17 protein-coding genes are annotated in these 19,530 nt (G+C 39.7%); 8 read left to right on the top strand and 9 right to left on the bottom strand.

Annotated features, from left to right (window positions below; genetic code table 11):
* Window positions 1-34 precede the first annotated feature (34 nt).
* The 3 genes from porK to topA form a co-directional block, all read right to left on the bottom strand.
* Window positions 35-1,438: a T9SS ring complex lipoprotein PorK/GldK gene (gene porK, locus LCM02_RS14760; RefSeq protein ID WP_224931686.1), complete on the bottom strand. Its 1,404-nt coding sequence runs from the start codon at window positions 1,436-1,438 to the stop codon at window positions 35-37.
* Between the two features lie 154 nt (window positions 1,439-1,592).
* Complete coding sequence (locus LCM02_RS14755) at window positions 1,593-2,750, bottom strand: formimidoylglutamase (protein WP_224931684.1); 1,158 nt, start codon at window positions 2,748-2,750, stop codon at window positions 1,593-1,595.
* Window positions 2,751-2,880: 130 nt separating this feature from the next.
* Complete coding sequence (gene topA, locus LCM02_RS14750; RefSeq protein WP_224931682.1) at window positions 2,881-5,367, bottom strand: type I DNA topoisomerase; 2,487 nt, start codon at window positions 5,365-5,367, stop codon at window positions 2,881-2,883.
* Window positions 5,368-5,598: 231 nt separating this feature from the next.
* Here topA and miaB point away from each other — a divergent pair, with 231 nt between their 5' ends.
* The 7 genes from miaB (at window position 5,599) to groL (ending at window position 12,147) form a co-directional block, all read left to right on the top strand.
* Window positions 5,599-7,035: a tRNA (N6-isopentenyl adenosine(37)-C2)-methylthiotransferase MiaB gene (gene miaB, locus LCM02_RS14745; RefSeq protein WP_224931680.1), complete on the top strand. Its 1,437-nt coding sequence runs from the start codon at window positions 5,599-5,601 to the stop codon at window positions 7,033-7,035.
* Window positions 7,036-7,094: 59 nt separating this feature from the next.
* A complete protein-coding gene (locus LCM02_RS14740) occupies window positions 7,095-8,333 on the top strand; it encodes a sigma 54-interacting transcriptional regulator (RefSeq protein WP_224931678.1) in 1,239 nt (412 codons plus the stop codon).
* A gap of 83 nt (window positions 8,334-8,416) precedes the next feature.
* Complete coding sequence (locus LCM02_RS14735) at window positions 8,417-8,920, top strand: LptE family protein (RefSeq protein ID WP_224931676.1); 504 nt, start codon at window positions 8,417-8,419, stop codon at window positions 8,918-8,920.
* Between the two features lie 4 nt (window positions 8,921-8,924).
* Complete coding sequence (locus LCM02_RS14730; protein WP_224931674.1) at window positions 8,925-9,716, top strand: hypothetical protein; 792 nt, start codon at window positions 8,925-8,927, stop codon at window positions 9,714-9,716.
* An 8-nt stretch (window positions 9,717-9,724) separates the two neighbouring features.
* Window positions 9,725-10,063, top strand: a complete 339-nt coding sequence (secG, locus tag LCM02_RS14725; RefSeq protein WP_224931672.1) for a preprotein translocase subunit SecG — start codon at window positions 9,725-9,727, stop codon at window positions 10,061-10,063.
* A 135-nt stretch (window positions 10,064-10,198) separates the two neighbouring features.
* Window positions 10,199-10,477, top strand: coding sequence for a co-chaperone GroES (locus LCM02_RS14720; RefSeq protein WP_224931670.1), 279 nt, complete (start codon window positions 10,199-10,201; stop codon window positions 10,475-10,477).
* 35 nt (window positions 10,478-10,512) lie between these two features.
* Entirely contained in the window at window positions 10,513-12,147 is a 1,635-nt protein-coding gene (gene groL, locus LCM02_RS14715) for a chaperonin GroEL (protein ID WP_224931668.1), read from the top strand.
* A 128-nt stretch (window positions 12,148-12,275) separates the two neighbouring features.
* Here the strand turns inward: groL and LCM02_RS14710 are convergent, their stop codons facing one another.
* Both LCM02_RS14710 and LCM02_RS14705 read right to left on the bottom strand, forming a co-directional pair.
* On the bottom strand, window positions 12,276-12,632 hold the full coding sequence (locus LCM02_RS14710) for a DUF962 domain-containing protein (RefSeq protein WP_224931666.1): 357 nt from the start codon (window positions 12,630-12,632) through the stop codon (window positions 12,276-12,278).
* 3 nt (window positions 12,633-12,635) lie between these two features.
* A complete protein-coding gene (locus tag LCM02_RS14705) occupies window positions 12,636-13,301 on the bottom strand; it encodes a DUF2461 domain-containing protein (protein WP_224931664.1) in 666 nt (221 codons plus the stop codon).
* A 246-nt stretch (window positions 13,302-13,547) separates the two neighbouring features.
* Here LCM02_RS14705 and LCM02_RS14700 point away from each other — a divergent pair, with 246 nt between their 5' ends.
* Window positions 13,548-15,335, top strand: coding sequence for a hypothetical protein (locus tag LCM02_RS14700; protein WP_224931661.1), 1,788 nt, complete (start codon window positions 13,548-13,550; stop codon window positions 15,333-15,335).
* A 4-nt stretch (window positions 15,336-15,339) separates the two neighbouring features.
* On the opposite strand, the gene bioB is transcribed toward LCM02_RS14700, so the two are convergent.
* The 4 genes from bioB to bioD are packed head-to-tail and all read right to left on the bottom strand — an operon-like array spanning window position 15,340 to window position 19,515.
* The gene (gene bioB / locus LCM02_RS14695; protein WP_224931659.1) at window positions 15,340-16,428 is read right to left on the bottom strand and encodes a biotin synthase BioB; all 1,089 of its coding nucleotides are present in this window, start codon (window positions 16,426-16,428) and stop codon (window positions 15,340-15,342) included.
* 42 nt (window positions 16,429-16,470) lie between these two features.
* Complete coding sequence (locus LCM02_RS14690; protein WP_224931657.1) at window positions 16,471-17,628, bottom strand: beta-ketoacyl synthase N-terminal-like domain-containing protein; 1,158 nt, start codon at window positions 17,626-17,628, stop codon at window positions 16,471-16,473.
* Window position 17,629: 1 nt separating this feature from the next.
* Entirely contained in the window at window positions 17,630-18,895 is a 1,266-nt protein-coding gene (gene bioA / locus LCM02_RS14685) for an adenosylmethionine--8-amino-7-oxononanoate transaminase (RefSeq protein ID WP_224931655.1), read from the bottom strand.
* Window positions 18,895-19,515: a dethiobiotin synthase gene (gene bioD / locus LCM02_RS14680; protein ID WP_224931653.1), complete on the bottom strand. Its 621-nt coding sequence runs from the start codon at window positions 19,513-19,515 to the stop codon at window positions 18,895-18,897. Before bioD ends, bioA begins: the two co-directional genes overlap by 1 nt.
* Window positions 19,516-19,530 lie beyond the last annotated feature (15 nt).

Below are 19,530 nucleotides of genomic sequence, written 5' to 3'. Positions count from 1 at the left end.
TTAAGCTATTTTATTATTCGTTTTTATTAAATTCTTATTTATTTTTCTCGGTCATTTTTGTTCCCATGTAATCCTGAACAGTTCTGAATCCGATGTAACTTCTTGCTGAATCACCATATTCATAATCTCTGGTTCCAACTTCAAGGAAATAAGCCACGTCCTTCCAGGAACCTCCTCGTATCACTTTTCTTTGGTTTGTATCATCCACTACATTTGGGTTGATTGTAGATCCTAAGTAATAAGAAGATGGGTTATAAGCCGTATCGGTCCACTCCGAAACATTTCCTGCCATGTTGTAAAGACCGTAGTCATTGGCATTGTATGATCTTGCTTCAACTGTATACAAGGCTCCGTCGGCTGCATAATTACCTCTTTCAGGTTTAAAGTTTGCAAGGAAACATCCTCTGTCAGTAATTGTGTATGGTCCTCCCCAAGGGTATTTAGCATATTCCAATCCTCCTCGTGCCGCGTACTCCCATTCTGCTTCTGTAGGCAATCTGAAACTTGGCTCTCTGCCTGTTCCTTTTTTCTTACCAGCCAGGTAATCGTTTCTTTTTTGTGTTCTGAAGTTACAAAAAGCCTTCGCCTGACTCCAGCTTACTCCAACTACCGGATATTCATTATAGGCCTGGTGCCAGAAGTAATCCTGATGCATTGGATCATTATAAGAGTAGTTAAAATCTTTTACCCAAACTGCTGTATCCGGATAAACGGCTACTTCAATTTTCTTAAGAAAATCTTTTGAACTTCCATTTCTCTTTGCAGCACTTGCTCTGTCAAAAGTCTGGTAAACATATTTAAGTTTTCTCGTATCAATTTTTCTTTTTCTCTCAACAGATTCGTCTATAGGAAGATAAAGACTATCCATGGCCTCAGCATAGTATTGATCCGGGAACTCATTGGTGTTCCAAACCAGTTCCACGTCCCAGTTCAGGTAACGTCCTTCTGTTGGAGAGTTAATATCTCCCAAACTTCCATAGTTATCCATCATATACTGATAGTAGGCATTGTCCGTACTATCCTGCTCTTTAAATGCATACTTAGAAATTCCGCTCACATCACCTTTACGCTGCTCAACAGGAGCTCCGCCACCTATTGCAGCCTCCTCGGCCAAAATAGCAAGTTTTGTTCTCAGGATAGAATCTCTAACTCTGAAAACAAATTCACGGTATTCACTGTTGGTGATCTCTGTGTCGTCCATATAATATGGTCTGACGGTAACGGTTCTGGAAGGGGCGCTAAAAGCACCGGCTACATCCTCATCACCTTTACCCATGGTAAACGCACCACCGGGTATAAGCACCATTCCAAATGGCTTTTCTGGAAAAAATTTCTTATTTGCCGAAACGCCCACTAACTGACCTCTGTCATTACCAGATTTACAACTGATAAGGAAACCAAAGACACTTACTAGTAGGATTAGGGATAACTTTTTCATAATTTTTACTTTTCTAACAAGATGTTATTGTTACATTAAAACTTATTGATACAACTTTTAAATCGGTGTGTTGATTAAAAATAATCACAAAAATTCCACACAAAATCTATTCTTTTGTTCCCTAAGAACGTTAAAAAACCTAGTTTAGTGTGTACTAATTCAATTTTCTAAAGGTTTTTAACCATCTTTCCGGAATTATCTGATTATTCGCTGTTAAATAATCATGATAAGTACATGGTATTAACGTGGATTTATCCGAATTATTATGGCTGTAATGAATCTCCATCCACCATCTCTCACTTTTATCACTTTTGTAGAAATTGATCGTTTCGTTTTCAACCAAAACGATATATTTTTTATAGTTCTTTACTGACTCCAGGGGATATTCATTAATCCTGAGATTTACTCCCTCTATAAAGTACCAAACCATCTGGGCGATGAGATGTGCCGTATTTTCACGTTGGTCAAATTTGGGATTGAATTCGTAGATTCCAAAGGAAGACACCTTGTTACTTATACCTGCATATCTGCTAATAGCACAGATCTGATCTCCAAAAAATCCATTAGGTACCCCATTATTATTTGCCGGGGCATCACTAATCCTAACGGCTCCAAGATCAATACTTACGATATCAGCATCCCTGAGAACGGGTTCAACCGAAGTAATATCATTTGTTACCTGGCCCAATCTGTAGGCGTCAAAATACAACTTGTCCATCAGATCTATTTCTTCCTGAGAATTGAAAAAGGTCTGAAAACCGATATTGCTGAAATTAAACATATTGTTAGGCTTATCCATAACAATATAATGAAGGTAATTATGCGAATTCAGTTTAGGGGTCATTTCGCCAAGATCAAATCTGTTATCCACAGATACAATGTTAACAGGCTTATTCAACCTGTCATAGGCCCGATAACAGGCATACGTAATATCCTGGCTTCCTCCAATTATTACCGGAATAATATTTCTTTCAAGCAATTCGCCAATTATTTCCTGAATGACAAAATACGAATCGCCAATCTCCTTGCCTTTCGGAATATTTCCAAGGTCCGCAATTTTCATGTGCCAGTTTCCCGGAAACATCTGATAAATGAATTTTCGGATAATATCAAGTCCTTTTCCGGTTCCAATATTATCTACAGCGCCTCGTGCCTCAGTTACGCCAAGAATGGCTATATTGATATCTTCCAGCTCAGGGAGTCCGTCCTGCTTAGAATGTATTTTAATATTTTTTCCCAGCGACAGATCTGATTGAAGTGCAGTGTGGGCAACTGCTTTTTCTTCCACGGGTAAAAGAAGCTCCAGACTCATATGATATTGTTAAAGATGAAATCGCCGCAATGTAATTAAATTTCCATTTCCTTGCGATTAGTGTTTACAAAAAATAAAAAGTCCTTTCAATTATTCAATTAAAAGGACTTCGAATTATGAATCATTACTACTATTTCTTCTTTGCTGTTCTCTTTTTGCGAGCCGTTTTTTTGGGTGCCTGTTTCTCAATAATTTCCTTCACTTCATCCAAGGTAAGCGCTTGAGCATCAACTGTCTTTGGTAATTCAATTTTTATCTTACCTTTTAATACATTATGCCTTCCCCATCTCGCTTTTTCAACACGGATTCCTTCTTCTTCCCAGTTATGAACAACCTTCTCAATTTCCTTCTGCTTTTTGGCTTCAATGAGCTCAACGATATCTGAATAGGACAAATTTTCAAAATCATATTTCCTGTTCACATTGATAAACATGCCGTTCCACTTTATAAAAGGTCCAAATCTGCCAACTCCTTTCTGGACAGGCAGGCTTTCATATTCAGCGATCGGGGCATCTGCCTGACGTTTTTCTTCGATGAGTTCAATGGCTCTGTCAAGTGACACTGACAAAGGATTATCATCTTTGGCCAGTGACACAAATGATTTACCGAATCTAACATAAGGGCCAAACCGGCCATTGGCAACGACTACCTCTTCACCTTCATAATCACCTAAGGCCTTTGGCAACCTGAACAAATCCATCGCTTCCTCAAAAGTAATCGTACCTAATGTCTGCTCTCCCTGCAAACTTGCAAATTTGGGTTTTTCATCATCGGTGGCCTCCCCTATCTGTACCATGGCTCCAAATCTTCCCAGGCGAGCATAAACATTTTTACCTGACTCCGGATCCACTCCCAAAAGTCGTTCACCCTTGGCACGATCCGCATTTTCTGAAACATCTTCCACTGAATCGTGAAAAGTGGTGTAGAAATCCTTGATCATCTGGGTCCAGTTTTCTTTACCATCAGCGATCTCATCAAACTCCTTCTCAACATCAGCCGTAAAACTGAACTCCATAATCGAAGAAAAATTCTCGACCAAAAAATCATTAACAATCTTTCCAATATCCGTGGGAACCATTTTCCCTTTATCTGCTCCTACCTTTTCAATAAGCGTCTTTGCACTGATCTCTTCGTTTGAAAGCGTCAGCTCGGTATAGCTTCTGTCTTTTCCTTCTACCGTTCCTTTTATCACATATTCTCTTCTTTGAATCGTTGAGATGGTAGGGGCATAAGTAGATGGCCTCCCTATTCCCAATTCCTCCAGCTTTCTTACAAGAGATGCCTCCGTATACCTGTACGGAGCTTTCGTATATCTTTCGGTTGCATTAATATAGGTATTCTCCAAAATTTCATTAACAGCCAGTTTTGGCAACATTCCGGCCTGATCTTCCTCCTCTGAATCATTTCCTTCGAGATACACCTTGAGAAAACCTTCAAAGGTTATCACTTCACCATTTGCCGTAAAAACTTCCTCATTCTTGTCATTGGCAATTCGTACATTGGTTCGTTCAAGTCTGGCATCGCTCATCTGAGAGGCAAGGGTACGTTTCCAGATTAGTTCGTATAATCTTGCCTGATCACTTTCCACCGATACAGTTTTTGAACTCATATTGGTTGGCCTTATGGCTTCGTGCGCCTCTTGAGCGCCTTTTGATTTCGTTGTAAAATCACGAGGACTGCTGAATGATTCTCCATAGGATGCAACTATTTCTTCCTGAGCAGCCTTCTTGGCATCATCTGACAGGTTTACACTGTCTGTTCTCATATAAGTAATCAAACCGGCCTCATATAATCTTTGGGCCACAACCATTGTCTTGGCCACCGGAAAATATAATTTTCTGGAGGCTTCCTGTTGCAGGGTTGAGGTGGTAAACGGTGCCGCCGGAGATTTTTTTGCCGGCTTGGTTGAAAGGTCATCTATTATAAACAAAGCACCTTTACAAGACTCCAGGAACAATTCTGCTTTTTCTCTTGTTTTAAAATTCTTGGGAAGTTTTGCCTTAAACTTTTTACCATTCTTATTGATGAATTCTCCGACTACCCGATAAGAAGCTTCGGGGATAAAATTTTCAATTTCTCTTTCTCTTTCAACAATGAGCCTGACAGCAACAGACTGAACGCGTCCTGCAGAAAGACCTCCCTTTACTTTTTTCCATAAAACCGGTGAAAGCTCATATCCTACTAATCTGTCAAGAACTCTTCTGGCCTGCTGAGCATTCACAAGATTATAATTGATGCTTCTAGGATTCTCTATAGCCTTAAGAATCGCTTTTTTGGTTATCTCATGAAACACAATTCGCTTTGTATTTTCATCTTTTAGTTTCAGCTGCTCATACAAATGCCAGGCAATAGCTTCCCCTTCACGGTCCTCATCACTGGCCAACCAGACCGTATCAGCCTTTTTAGCTAAAGATTTCAATTTTTTGACAACTGCCTTTTTATCTGCAGAAACCGTATAATTCGGTTTAAAATCCCCGTCAACATTAACACCAAGCTCCTTGGATGGCAGATCCGCAATATGGCCAAAACTGGATTCTACCACATAATCCTTTCCTAAAAATCTTTCAATGGTTTTGGCTTTGGCAGGTGACTCTACTATGACTAAATTCTTCGACATTATTATCTTTTTTTATGATGGATTCAGGATAAATCGAAAGCTTAATGATTTCTCCTAAACCGCCCATTTCGAGATTGCAAAAGTATATAGAAAATTTTAAATCAGAATTTTTCTGTTCAAAAATCAGGTTTTTAAGGAGTCTTTTTGATTCAGGAGAAACGCATTTTTTCTGTCAAAATGTCATAAAAACAAAAATTGATTGTATCTTTGCAAACCCCAAAAAAAATGAAAATGGGAAGTGAAAAAATAATTGAGGAAAAAAAACAGGGACAGGCTCTGGTAACTGAAAATAAAGAGGGAAACAAGAAAAAACTCTTTATTGAAAGTTACGGATGCCAGATGAATTTGAACGACAGCGAGATCGTTGCTTCGATTCTTGCCGAAGAAGGTTTTAACACTACTCCATTACTTGAAGAAGCTGACCTGGTGCTCGTAAATACCTGTTCGATTAGAGAAAAAGCGGAGCAAACGATTCGCAAGAGGCTTCAGAAGTACAATCGGGTGCGACGCATTAATCCGGACATGAAGATCGGCGTGCTGGGCTGTATGGCAGAAAGACTTAAAACCAAATTCCTGGAGGAAGAAAAAATGGTTGATCTTGTGGTTGGGCCAGACGCTTACAGAGACCTTCCTAACCTCGTAAAAGAGATAGAAAGTGGCAAAGATGCCATCAATGTTATTTTATCAAAAGAAGAAACTTACGGGGATGTAACTCCTGTCCGGTTGAATTCCAATGGAGTTTCGGCCTTTATCTCAATTACAAGAGGATGTGACAATATGTGTACGTTCTGTGTGGTTCCGTTTACCAGGGGCCGGGAAAGGAGCCGGGATCCTAAGAGTATTTTGAGTGAGGCACGTGATCTATGGGAAAAAGGTTACAAAGAAATTACCTTATTGGGCCAGAATGTGGATTCCTACCTGTGGTACGGGGGAGGATTAAAAAAAGATTTTAAAAAAGCCTCGGAAATCGCTCAGGCCACAGCCATTGATTTTGCAAAACTTTTGGAAATGGTTGCCCTGGAAGTCCCTAAAATGAGAATTCGATTTGCCACCTCAAATCCTCAGGACATGAGTATCGATGTTTTGCACAGTATGGCAAAATATGACAACATCTGTAAATATATTCATTTACCGGTTCAGACCGGAAGTACAAGGATGCTTGAAAGGATGAACAGGCAGCATACCAGAGAAGAATATATCGAACTCATTGATAATATCAATCGGATCATTCCGGATTGTGCCATTTCCCAGGATATGATTGCCGGTTTTTCCGGCGAAACCGAAGAGGACCATAAGGATACCCTTTCCCTGATGGAATATGTCAAATATGACTTTGGATTCATGTTTGCTTATTCTGAACGCCCCGGCACGCCTGCTGCAAAAAAAATGGAAGATGATGTACCTTTAGAAGTTAAAAAAAGAAGATTATCCGAAATTATCAACCTGCAGCAAAAACACGGTCTTTACAGAATGGAACAGTTCGTCGGGAAGACCGTTGAAATTTTAATTGAAGGTGATTCGAAAAAGTCTTCAGCGCACTGGATGGGTAGAAATACTCAAAATGCAGTTGCTGTTTTTCCAAAAGGAGATGAAAAAATTGGAGACCTGGTAATGGTAAGAATCGATGACTGTACCTCTGCTACTTTGATTGGAACGAGGGTATCATAAGAATGAACAGGCTATTCTGACACTGTAAGTCTGGAGGAAATGCCTTTAAATAGATTGTTTTGGACTCATTACAAAGTATTAAACAACGTTTTGGAATCATTGGTAACAACAACCTGTTAAACCTGGCTTTGCAAAAAGCCATGCGTGTTGCACCAACCGATATTTCTGTTCTGGTAACGGGAGAAAGCGGGGTGGGTAAAGAAGTCATCCCTAAAATTATTCACAGCCTTTCGCATAGAAAGCATGCTAAATATATTGCCGTAAACTGTGGTGCCATCCCTGAAGGGACCATTGACAGCGAACTCTTTGGCCATGAAAAAGGGTCCTTTACAGGAGCTTCACAAACACGAAGCGGTTATTTTGAGGTCGCCGACGGAGGAACCATCTTTCTTGATGAGGTAGGTGAACTTCCGTTAACAACACAAGTGAGGTTACTCAGGGTTCTTGAAAACGGAGAATTTCTTAAGGTTGGTTCCTCAAAAGTTCAAAAGACCGATGTCAGGATCGTGGCCGCCACCAATCTCAATATGTCTGAAGCTATTCAAAAAGGAAAATTCAGAGAGGATTTGTATTATCGTTTGAGTACCGTTGAAATTTTTCTACCCCCATTGCGTAACAGACCTGATGATATTCATCTCTTGTTTCGAAAATTTGCGGCCGACTTCGCCCAAAAATACAAAATGCCGACCATTCGGCTGGATGATGAGGCTATTGAAGCTTTGGTATCCAATCAGTGGAAAGGTAATATCAGGCAACTAAGAAACCTTACGGAACAGATTTCTGTTATTGAACAGAACAGAAATATTACAGGGCCTATATTGCGATCCTACCTACCCGATTATAATCAGAACCTTCCCGCACTGGTATCAGATCGTAAACAGGAAAGTGATTTTGCCAATGAGAGAGAAATATTGTACAAGATACTTTTTGACATGAGAAATGATATTACAGATCTCAAAAAACTGACCAAGGAATTACTAAATGAAGATCCTTCTCGGCCGGAAAAAAGTACTCAGGTTCTGATTGATAAAATTTACGGTAAAAGTACGCCCGAAAATGAGGCTCCTACACTGGAAATTATCTCAGGTGAACAAAGAGATTCCTTTGAGCCCAATCCTGAAGTTGTTTCCTTTGATGATGCAGAAACCGTTGAAGAAACTGTATCTCTTCAGGAAAAGGAAGTTGAAATGATTAAACAGGCCCTGGAAAGAAACAAAGGAAAAAGAAAACTGGCTGCAAAGGAATTGGGAATTTCAGAGCGTACACTTTACAGAAAAATAAACCAATATAATTTGTGATTTCGGTGCTTAAATTGTTTATTTGCTATACAAGCAGTTTTTGTATCCTCAAGTCCGGTTTTTGGAACTCATTCTAATAGATCATGAAAAAAATTCTTTTGGTTTTCTCCTTTCTGTTTCTGTTTATTCCTGCGGGTTGCGGAAGCTATTCATTTACAGGTGGAAGTACAGGTGATGCCGAAACCATACAAATTGATTTTTTTCCAAATACTGCTGTTTTGGTTGAGCCTACATTGAGCCAGCGATTTACCGTTGCGCTTCAGGACCTGTTTTTAAGACAAACCAACCTTAAATTGACTGATTCAGGTGGTGATCTTCATTTTGAAGGAGAAATAACTCAATACAGAATCATTCCAATTGCGGCAACCGCAGAACAAACAGCCGCTCAAAACCGTTTGACCATTGCAGTGAGGGTCAGGTTCTATAATCGTTTAAACGAGGAGGATGATTTTGAACAGACATTTTCATTCTACAGTGACTATGACGGAAGTTTGCAACTTACAGGAGGTGTTTTGGATAATGCATATGAAGAGATCTTTGAAAGAATAACCCAGGACATTTTCAATGCGGCCGTTGCTAAATGGTAACTATATGAACCTGATTGAATTCAATAAAATATTAACTAACCCTCATGGAATCCGCAAAGATCAAATTGCTGGACTACAGCAGATTATTGATGAATATCCTTATTTCCAGGTTGCTCATTACCTTCATTTAAATGGTTTAAAAAACCGCCGTAGTTTTAAATACAATGATTTTCTCAAAAAAACGGCTGCTTACACAACCGACAGGGCGCTTCTTTTTGATAATATTACAAAAGACGACCTTGATATTCATGCCGCTCCGGCAGATCTGAAGGAGTCAATGGAGAGTGCTGTGGAAACTTCCCCTGAACCCAAAGCCGAACCCACTAAAGCAGAGGTGTTTACTGCTGAGTCTGAAAAGAGTCCCGAAGAAACACTTGGGGTTGGAAAACCATTGGAATTTAAGAAAGATGAGTCTTATTCATTTCGTGAGTGGCTTCAGTTAAGCAAGTTTGAACCCATTGACAGAGGAAATGAGAATCATCTTTTAAAAAGGGATGCTGTTTCATATGCTGAAAAGGATCTGAAAAATACGGATCAAAGGCAGTTAATAGATAAATTTATTGCAAGCAACCCTAAAATAAGTCCTTCATTATCTGATAGTTTCTCTGACGCTTCTTTAGATAGTGCCCAAGAGAATGAGCATCTGATGACAGAGACTCTGGCACATGTTTATGTGGAGCAGAAAAAGTATGAAAAAGCAATCACGGCTTTTACTGTTTTAAGTTTGAAATATCCGGAAAAAAGTAGTTTCTTTGCATCCCAAATTGAAGCAGTCAAAAAATTACAAGAAAAATAGCATAGATTATGTCGTACTTTTTATTTTTAATATTGATTATTATCGTTTCCGTGTTGCTGATTCTGGTGATCATGGTACAGAACCCTAAAGGAGGTGGTCTTTCTTCATCGTTTGGAGGAGGAGGTACTCAAAACCTTGGAGGCGTGCAGAATACAACGAATTTTTTAGATAAAAGCACCTGGGCTTTAGCGATTGCACTATTTGTTCTTATTCTTTTATCAAATTTTGCCATTCCACGCAGTGAGGTAGACCTTAGATCTGAAACTGAAGATATCATAAACAACCGTGAGGTTTTGGATGCTCCTGAGACATTAGATACTGACAAAGTAATTGACAGCAGCAACTAAAATCGAATAAAAAAAGATGAATAATGCCAGCGTAATGACACGTTGGCATTTTTTTTTCCTATTTGTCAGTTTTTCAACAATGGCAATGTTTTTGTATCTCTTGTGGAAAATATTAATAACCTAAATTTTTATATAATGAGTAAATTAACAATTAAACCTCTAGCAGATAGGGTTCTCGTTGAACCATTGGCCGCAGAAACCAAAACAGCTTCAGGTATTTATATTCCTGATTCAGCCAAGGAAAAACCACAGCAAGGAAAAGTAGTTGCAGTTGGTAACGGAACAAAAGATGAACCGCTGACGGTTAAAATTGGTGACACTGTCTTGTATGGTAAATTCGCTGGTACGGAATTGAAATTAGAAGGTACCGATTATCTTATTATGAGAGAAAGTGACATTTTCGCTATTCTATAATCCTAATTAAAAACCAATAACTAAACATATAAAAAATGGCAAAAGATATAATTTTTGATATTGAGTCTCGCGATGGATTGAAGCGCGGGGTTGACGCATTGGCCAATGCGGTGAAAGTAACTTTGGGTCCAAAAGGAAGAAACGTTGTAATTGGAAAAGCATTTGGAGGGCCTCAGATCACGAAAGACGGGGTTACCGTAGCCAAGGAGATCGAACTTGAAGATGCCCTGGAAAATATGGGTGCTCAAATGGTAAAAGAAGTAGCTTCAAAAACCAACGATCTTGCAGGTGATGGAACAACTACCGCAACTGTTTTGGCACAGGCCATTGTTAAGGAAGGTCTTAAAAATGTTGCTGCCGGTGCAAATCCTCTTGATTTAAAACACGGTATTGATAAAGCAGTAGAAACCATCATCGAGGAACTTCGCAACCAGTCACAATTAGTGGGTAGCAAACTTGATAAAATCAAACAGGTAGCTTCGATTTCTGCCAATAACGATGAATCTGTTGGAGAATTGATTTCTGAAGCCTTCAACAAGGTTGGAAAAGAAGGTGTGATCACTGTTGAAGAGGCAAAAGGAACTGAAACACATGTGGATATCGTGGAAGGTATGCAATTTGACAGAGGATATTTATCTCCTTATTTTGTTACGGATTCTGAAAAAATGATCTCAGATCTTGAATCTCCGTACATACTTTTATACGATAAAAAAATCTCAACAATGAAGGATCTTTTACCGGTTCTTGAACCCGTAGCTCAATCTGGGAAACCATTGTTGATCATCGCAGAAGATATCGACGGGGAAGCTTTAGCAACTTTAGTGGTGAACAAGTTAAGAGGATCTCTTAAAATTGCTGCGGTAAAAGCTCCAGGTTTTGGAGACAGAAGAAAAGCAATGCTTGAGGATATCGCTATTCTTACCGGAGGTACCGTTGTTGCGGAAGAAAGAGGATTTACTTTGGAAAATGCAACCATGGATATGTTGGGAACTGCAGAAAGAGTAACAATCGATAAAGACAATACTACTGTTGTTAATGGTGCAGGAGACTCTGAAACCATTAAAGGACGAGTAAGCCAGATCAAATCACAGATTGAAACAACTACCTCTGATTATGATAAGGAAAAACTTCAGGAGCGTCTTGCTAAGTTAGCTGGTGGAGTTGCTGTATTGTATGTGGGTGCGGCGAGCGAAGTTGAGATGAAAGAAAAGAAAGATCGCGTTGATGATGCACTTCATGCTACAAGAGCAGCCGTTGAAGAAGGAATCATTGCCGGTGGTGGTGTTGCTTTGGTAAGAGCAAAAAGCACTCTTGAAAGCCTTGATACTGAAAATCAGGATGAGGAAACAGGTGTTAAAATTGTGGCAAGAGCTATTGAGGAACCATTACGTCAGATTGCTGAAAATGCTGGAAACGAAGGCTCTGTAATTGTTTCTAAAGTTCTTGAAGGAAAAGACGATTTCGGATTCAATGCCAAAACTGAAGAATTTGTCCATATGCACAAAGCTGGAATCATTGATCCAACTAAAGTAACAAGAATCGCCTTGGAAAATGCAGCTTCTGTTGCCGGAATGATTCTGACTACGGAATGTGCATTAGTGGATATCAAAGAAGATGCTCCGGCTCCTGCAATGCCTCCAATGGGAGGTGGAATGCCTGGCATGATGTAATTTGAAACAAACTTTCCTACAGACTTTAGAAAAGTTTTTAATGATTACAAATTTTGACAAGTAAAAAACACCTGGTCCTATCGGACCAGGTGTTTTTTCATTTTCTGTTATTTCTTTTTTTAAAAAATTTATTTGTCAATTTTGACACCTTTGGTCCTCTCGTTTGGTGAATCATTTGATCCGTCAAAGGAAAGTTGCCCCGTCAGCAGCTCAAAAAACATTTTAAAATCAGATCGGAGGCTCCAAAGCGGATACTTAAAAGTAGCCGGTTTGTTCCTCTCGAAAAAGTAATGCCCTACCCACGCAAATCCGTATCCCGTAACAGGAACTAGAATCCAAAGCATTGGACTGTTGGAAAAAAGGGCCAAAAACACAAGAACAAAAACCAGAAATGTTCCAATAAAATGCAAAGTTCGACAGGTCTTATTGCTGTGCTCTTTTAAATAAAATTTATAAAATTCCTTGTAACTTTTTATTCTTTCCATAAATTAACAAATTGCTCTGATTAAAAAATCCTTAACGGGACCCGATTTAGCATCCAGATCCAGGATTGTTTCAAGTAGGTCTTCACTCAGAATGGTTTCTGGAGGCAAATATTTATAGTAATACCACTGCTTGTTCATTATTAATGGCTGAGAATCTGCCGCTTCCTGAAGATCCTTTGGGATTCGCTTACTTTTTTCTCCATGAATTTCCCCAAAATTATTCCTAAAGTTTTGCTCCGACAAAAGAGATTGAAGTTCCCTGGAGTGTTCTTTAAAAAAGGAGCGTACCTTCAGGGTCTGTTTGGGGTCCGGCATATAAATTCCTCCATAAAAAGCGAATCTTTCCGGTCCGAGTTCTAAATATATACCGGGATAATTCTTGTTCTTTCTACCTTCCTTAGAAATGATTGCCGAATTTTGAAGTTTATATGGGGTTTTGTCTTTAGAAAACCGGATATCTCTATTAATTCTGAATATGGCATCCTTAGCCAAAATATCTATAGACGAATCCCTTTTCGCCAGTTCATCAATCAATAACGTTATGAATTCTTTAAATGGGTCTCTGACCACAGTTTCATATCTTTTGCGGTTCGCGTCGAACCAATCTTTATGGTTATTCGCTGCCAGTTCTTTAAAGAATTCCAGATAATCCGAAGTGAAAAAAGGCATAATAAAAATTTTGACGCCTTTAAAATACAAAAAAAAAGAGGACTTAATTCCGTTGAACCACAAGACTTAAACTTTAAAATGATTTCGAAGTCATGTAAATGATTTTTTTTTATAAATTGAATACCCGAATCAATAATTTTTTTCAAAACCAATCCATACAGCATATCAATGAGATTTTTTATGACATTTTTCGTTCTGTTTTCCTTTACGATAACTCATGGCCAAAAAGCATGCACTGTAAAAAATATGAGTCCCGATAAGGAATTCAATTACGAGGCAAAGTATGGAAAACTGGATGTTTCATGGTATCCTGAATGGCTGGACCATACCGATGGAAAGAAAACTATACCAGGCCCTTTGAAGTTACAACCAAAATGGGAACATCCTTATATGAAGAAAGGATATACCGCAGCCATGCATGAAGGCCCCAGGTCTTCTGATGTATCAAACCGTCCTGGCCCAACACTAACAAACCCAAGAGTCCAGTATTTTCATGTCAAACAAAAAGGTGGCGATTTTTCCGGAATGTGCCCTACATTTGCCTTTATTAATGATAGCACTATGGCCACGCTTTCATTTGGAAGAGCCAATACGACTTTGCTGCTATTGGATATCAAGGATACCATTAAAGTACTTGACTATTTACCCGTTCCGGGACGAGGAAGCTCAGCTTTTGAACTCGCTGGCAAAAAAGGCAGAGGGAAAATTTTTAGCAATACCGCGGGTGGTGCCTATTCTTATATATCTAATAAGAACAGGATTTATATTCCAGGTGCCAACAACAATATTTTAAGGGTTACTGTAAAAGACCGCAGACTAGTCAAGGAAGTAGAATCAATCAATTTAAAACCTCAGATCGAGGCAGGTAACCTTGTAGAGCCTCATTTGTCTCAAAAAGACAGATTAAACCAGCTTACTGCATTAATGCCTGATGTGAATGGAAACATTTGGTTCACCTCCAGGCAAGGGGTCGTGGGACTGATTCACAGAAATGATAAAACAAAAGACGGATGCCCTAAGGTATATTCAACCTTTATTGGTTACTATCAACTGGCTGAAAAGATTAAAAAGCACTATCCTGAATCTTTAAGTGAGGTAGAAAAATTGATGCCCTATATGCATAAAGACAGCATTAGTCCAGAGGCCAGAGGAAAATTAAGAAAAGCCTTGAAAATAGACAAGGACACTCATGAAGAAATTCAAAATTCATTTTCGGTAGGCAAAGACGGCGTTTATATCGTTTCCAATATAGCCTTGTACAAATTAAGATTCAATGACCAGAAGAAGGAAATTGAACTGGACCCGGAATGGGCTGAATCTTATAAAGACGGAGATCTGGTATATGACAATGATATGATCAAAAGACCAGGACATCTCAATGCCGGTAGCGGAACAACACCTACCCTTATGGATGATCGGTTTGTCGGTATATGTGACAATGCGGAGGGAAAAATAAATTTACTGATATTTCGCCAGGATAACGGTAAACTAGTGAGCAAACTCCCTCTTTTCGGTGATGATGGAAGTGCCGTTGAAAATTCTGCCGTGGCCTATGAGGATACCTATATCGTTGCCAATACTTATGGATATTCCGATCCTTTCAAAGTCAATCCGACACCGGGTGGAATCATGCGTTTTGATCTGAACAGGGAAACCGGAAGGTTTGAACAAGTTGAAGGTTGGCCCGCAAGTGGAGTTTATGACTGTAAGACCGCAACTCCAAAACTTTCAACAAGAACGGGGATGCTTTATGTTTATAACAGAGAAGATGAAAAAAACAAAAAGGAACATCGTGACTGGCAGGTTACCGGAATTGACTTTAAAACAGGGTTGCGTGTCTTAAAATCAAAACTTTATTTTGAGAAAGGAACCTTTAAAGACAATATCAACTTGTTTATGAAAGCGGGGTCATTGGGAAACAAACATTATGATCGAAAGGTCTTCAATAATATTTGGGGTACATTTACTTTTGGCCCTCAAAATAGTTTTTACCTCGGTACATACAGAGGTTTTATAAGGGTATCTTCAGATTAACCCTTTATTGCTCTCTGATGGCTTTGCGAATTTCCTTCGCTTTTTCAGTGGCTTTCACGTTTCTTTCTATAACATGTCCCGGCCTGCTCCATTTATGTTCTTCTGCCTCCACCAATGATTTTCTGATCTTAAATTTACCCGTATTATCTTTTTTCTTCTCTGTTGGTGTTAAACCAAGTGTTTCGAACATTTGAGCATCCTTGTCTTCCCCGGGATTTGGAGTTGTCAGTAGCTTTTCACCGGCAAAAATTGATGAGGCTCCTGCCATAAAACACAGTGCCTGGCCTTCTGAACTCATTTCAGTTCTACCAGCCGACAATCTCACCGTCGTCTTTGGCATTACAATTCGGGTAGTTGCTATCATTCGCACCACATCATAAACGGGTACAACCTTTTGTTCCTCTAAAGGAGTCCCTTCTACTGCTACCAAAGCATTGATCGGAACTGATTCGGGCTGCGGATCGAGTTTTGAAAGGCTTAACAACATTCCGGCACGGTCCTCCACACTTTCACCCATACCAATAATTCCCCCGGAACAAACCTTTAAAGCACTTTTTCTGACATTGTCAAGGGTTTGTAAACGATCTTCATAGCCCCTCGTTGAGATTACTTCCTTGTAATATTCTTCTGAGGTATCCAGATTATGATTATAATAATGTAATCCGGCCTCAGCCAAACGCGTTGCCTGACTTTCTGTAACCATACCCAGAGTACAGCAAACCTCCATATTCAGGTCACTGATTCCTCTTACCATTTTCAGAACACTTTCAAAATCTTCTCCTTCTTTGACATTTCGCCAGGCTGCCCCCATACAAACTCTTGAAGATCCACTGTCCTTGGCCCTTTTTGCCAGATTTATAACAGTTTCATAAGGGAGAAGATCGTTTTTCTCAATCTGAGTATGATAACGAGCCGCCTGCGGGCAATATCCACAATCCTCAGGACAACCACCTGTTTTAATTGAGATAAGCGTGCTGACCTGAATTTTGGAAGGATCATGATTCTCTCTATGCACCGTAGCGGCATCATAGACCAGCTGCATAAGCGGCCTGTTATATATTTCTATAATCTCTTCTTTGGAATATGTCTTCATGGATAGATTTTTAAAAGCTCAAAAATAAGGAAACCTGATGTATTAATCTAAAGAAAGTAAAACACTAACCGCATTTCCCCCAAATCCCACTGCATTTATCAATACATTTCTGATCTGATTCGGCTTGGATTTAAAACTCTCAAAAGGCAATCCAACAAAATCCTGATTCTTCATCATAAGTATGGCCATTTCAAGGCTCATACCTCCAGAAGCTCCAAGGGAATGGCCAATTATCCATTTGTTGGAAGTCAGAGCAGGATGATCTGAACCAAAGACTTTGACGATAGCATTATACTCGGAACTATCTCCCTTAATGGTCCCGGGCGCATGCATAACGATTACATCCACCTCGGACAGGTCCTTATCTTTTAGCGCCATTTTCATCGAACGCTGGAAACAGTCAGCATCAGTGGAAATGGAAATATTGTGTTTAAGAGGTTCAGTGGCATATCCAATTCCTGAAATATAGGCAAGCCTGTTTGGGTTTTCGCCTTTTTCCAGGCAAAACACCGCGGCTGCCTCACCAAGGACCATGGTATTAGATTGCTTATCCATATCCAGGCTCCTGCAGGGAAATTCTTCCGAGGCTTTGGCATATATTTTAAGGGCCCTCATCTGAGCCAGTGTAAAAGCTGTGTTTGAGGCTTCACTTCCTCCTGCTATAAAGAACTCGCTCATACCGCTGTTGATCCAGGCGATCCCGTTCAAAACTCCGTGTAAGGCCGTAGAACAAGCTATCGAATGACTGATGACCGGCCCCTGGCTATGCAAGTCGTGCCCGACCCATGAGGAAATATTTCCCAAGGTTGTGGTTGGTGAGCTTAAGGTGTTTACCCTTCCTTTATCACTTTTTAAAAATTCCTCATGATACTTTTCAAAAAGACCAGTTGCACCTCTTGAAGAACCAATATTTACTCCAAATTCTTTATGGCCCCAGTTGACCTTTTCATAAGCCCTTCTCGAGCAATAAATGGCCATAAGTACGGAAGCATCAAGATCTTTATAATTCTTTATTTTCTTTAATTCATGAATCTCTTCCCACAGATCCTCTCTTATCCCGCTGACCAGAGCAGAAAACTTTTCAAAATTTACATTTCGGATTAATGAATTACCCTTTTTATAATGTTGCCATACTTGTTCTTCATCTCTTCCCAGGGCCGAAATCGAGGCCATGGATACAATAGATATCCTCTCTCTCATATCAGACTATTTCCAGGCATTTTTCCATTACCTCATATATTTTGTCAAGTTCCTGATCCGAAATAACATAGGGAGGCAAGGTATAAATAGTATTTCCCAAAGGCCTTAGAAAAACACCATTTCCCATAAAAAAATTATACAATTCATCTCTTAAAGCTCCGTATCGATCCATTTTCACATCGATATCCATTGCCAGTATTACCCCGGTTACCCTGGTAGCGGAAACCTTTTCATGTCCGTCAATCCTTCTTTCAAACTCCAGATGACGTTCATTAATCCTCTGAATGGATTCCTGTATTTGATCAGAGACAAGAAGATCTATTCCTGCCAAGGCTGCTGTACAGGCAAGTGGATTTGCAGAATAGGTATGCCCGTGAAAAAATCCTTTACTGATCTTATCATCGTAGAAGGCATTGTAAACCTTTTCCGAACAGACAGTAAGTGCCATGGGGGCCACTCCCGCGGTCAGCGATTTGGAAAGACACATAATATCCGGTTGAATGTCAAGAAAGTCTGAAGCAAAATTTCGTCCTGTTTTACCAAATCCAGTCATAACCTCATCAGCAATCATCAATACATCAGCTTTTACTGCCATATCCAGAAGTGCCTCCAGGTGCTCCTCATGATACATGTTCATGGAAGCCGCCCCCTGAACAAGAGGTTCATAAATAAATGCTGCTACCTCTCCGGTATCGAGTAAAGCCTGAAAATCATGCAAAACACTTGTGATGTTATGTGCATCCGGTACGGCAATTCTGTCCACACTCAATAAAAATTCCTCGAACGGGCCATTGTAAACAGAGAGCCCTGAAACCGACATGGCGCCAAAAGTATCTCCGTGAAAGGCATTATCAAGCGCAACCACTCGTTGCTTTTTCCTGCCTTTGTTAAAATGGTATTGTAAAGACATTTTTATGGCCACATCCACAGAAGTTGAACCGTTATCCGAAAAAAAGACCTTTGACATTTTTGAAGGTAAAATATTCATTAGTTTCTCCGATAAGGCTATGGCAGGCGGATGTGTAAAACCACTAAACACAACCTGATCCAAGATATCTAGCTGCTCCTTAACCCTGGAAATTATATCCGGATGACTATGACCGTACATACAGGTATACCAGCTTGATATTCCATCTATATATTTATTTCCTTCTTCGTCATATAGCCAAACTCCTTTCGCCTTGACGATAGGAAGGTGGTCCGGATGCAGCTTATGTTGGGTTAAAGGATGCCAAAGGTGCTTCCTGTCCCTCTGTCTAAAATTCATTATATGGTTTCAAGTCTTGACTTAAACAAATTTGCATATCTCTTTATCACAGTTTTATTGAGGACATTTTCCTCATTAATCCTGCCTATAACTTCTACTTTACCAATTTCCCGGATAATTTCCTCCGTAGTTGGATGCTCATTCCCATTGAAAATAATTCCCGATATCGTTAACCCCCTTCTTCTTAATTCATTAATACTCAGTAATGTGTGATTTATACTACCCAAATAATGACGGCTTACAAGAATGATCTTATATTCTTTTTTGATCAGATCCATGATAGTATCCTTATGGTTCAATGGTACCAGCAGCCCTCCGGCTCCTTCGATAACAAGGCGATTTGCTGTTTTAGGTTCTACTATCTTATCAACCTTGATCTCCACCTGATCAATTTCGGCTGCGGCATGAGGGCTCATAGGAGTTTTAAGGGCATAGGAATGATCATGGGCTTTGGATTTTGAATTTGAGATCAGATCCATTACGCTGTCCGTGTCGGTATGTTGCAGTTCCCCGGCCTGAACCGGTTTCCAGTAATCTGCCTCCAGTGCCTCTGTAACAACAGCAGATACAACTGTTTTACCTACATCAGTTCCAATTCCTGTGATAAAGTATTTATTCATGAGATACTCCAAAAA

The organism is Lutimonas saemankumensis (genome assembly GCF_020171465.1).
Taxonomy (GTDB): Bacteria; Bacteroidota; Bacteroidia; order Flavobacteriales; family Flavobacteriaceae; genus Lutimonas; species Lutimonas saemankumensis.
Note: the sequence above shows the minus strand (reverse complement) of the source record. Positions and strands in the feature narration are given on the sequence as shown.